The 984-nt window shown below is 49.4% G+C and carries 2 protein-coding genes; one reads left to right on the forward strand and one right to left on the reverse strand.

Annotated elements, in window-relative coordinates:
- The coding region (locus tag L1075_RS15620; RefSeq protein WP_246942754.1) for a TetR/AcrR family transcriptional regulator at positions 1–572 on the reverse strand (572 nt) is incomplete at its 3' end.
- 110 nt (positions 573–682) lie between these two features.
- On the opposite strand from L1075_RS15620, the gene L1075_RS15625 reads away from it, so the two are divergent.
- Positions 683–984: HPP family protein (locus L1075_RS15625; RefSeq protein ID WP_246942756.1), on the forward strand; the 302-nt coding region annotated here is incomplete at its 3' end.

Below are 984 nucleotides of genomic sequence, written 5' to 3' on the forward strand. Positions count from 1 at the left end.
GATCTTGATGGCGTTTTCAGTGGTAGGCTGGGCAGCGACGCCGCTTTACAAAGTTGATTCCATGCCGACTCGATACGCTCAAGAGAGTGGAAAATACTGGCGTTTACGATCATGCCATCGATTGTGATGACAAAAAGCTGGGAGAGGGAGCTAGGGTAGTCTACTCCGGCATCGCTCAGAAGGTCGGTGAGCAAGCTGGCCACCCAGTCTTTGTGTGCTTGCGAAACCTTCAGAAAGTTGTCAATACCATGGAACTCCCCCGTAGCCTTTATAAACATGCATCCATGAAAGTCTTGTGAGAAAAACCAGGCGACATGCCAGTTGATAAACGCGTTTAGCCTTTCTAACGGTTCGGAGTGCCTAAAAACCTCGCTTTCAAGTGAATCTTTGAACTGGCTGTGTCTCAGTTTAAGAACCTCTTCGACCAAATTGTCTTTGTTTGGAAAGTACTTATAGAGGGTCATCTTTGAAACTTGAGCTTCATCACGAATCCAATCCACTCCAACAGCATGATAGCCATGCTCGTTAAAGAGTCTAAGCGCGGCATTCAGGACGTCATCACGTTTATTCATAGTCAAAACCTATTTTATTAGATTTCCTCATAGCCTCATGAGTGTTGCCGTTCTGGCCAAAGCCGTTTAGCGTACAGACCTGTCTGTACATATTAGCACAGAGGTCTAGAATGTTTCACAAAATGAAAGGCAAAGGTATTGCTCCTGCGCGTCCTGACACATTCCAAATACTAACTGGGCTGATCGGTGGAATCGCCGGAATCGGGGCCACGTCTCTGCTTGCCCAACTGGCGGGCGTCCCTTTGCTGATGGCGCCTTTTGGAGCGACATGTGTTCTATTGTTCGCCGCCTCCCAAGCGCCACTTGCACAGCCGCGGAATGTGATCGGTGGCCACGTGGTGGCAACTGCAGTAGGCCTGGCAATGATGGCGACATTTGGAAATGGGATGTGGCAGATGGCGGTGGGCGTAGG

The organism is Chromohalobacter beijerinckii (genome assembly GCF_023061185.1).
Lineage (GTDB): Bacteria > Pseudomonadota > Gammaproteobacteria > Pseudomonadales > Halomonadaceae > Chromohalobacter > Chromohalobacter beijerinckii.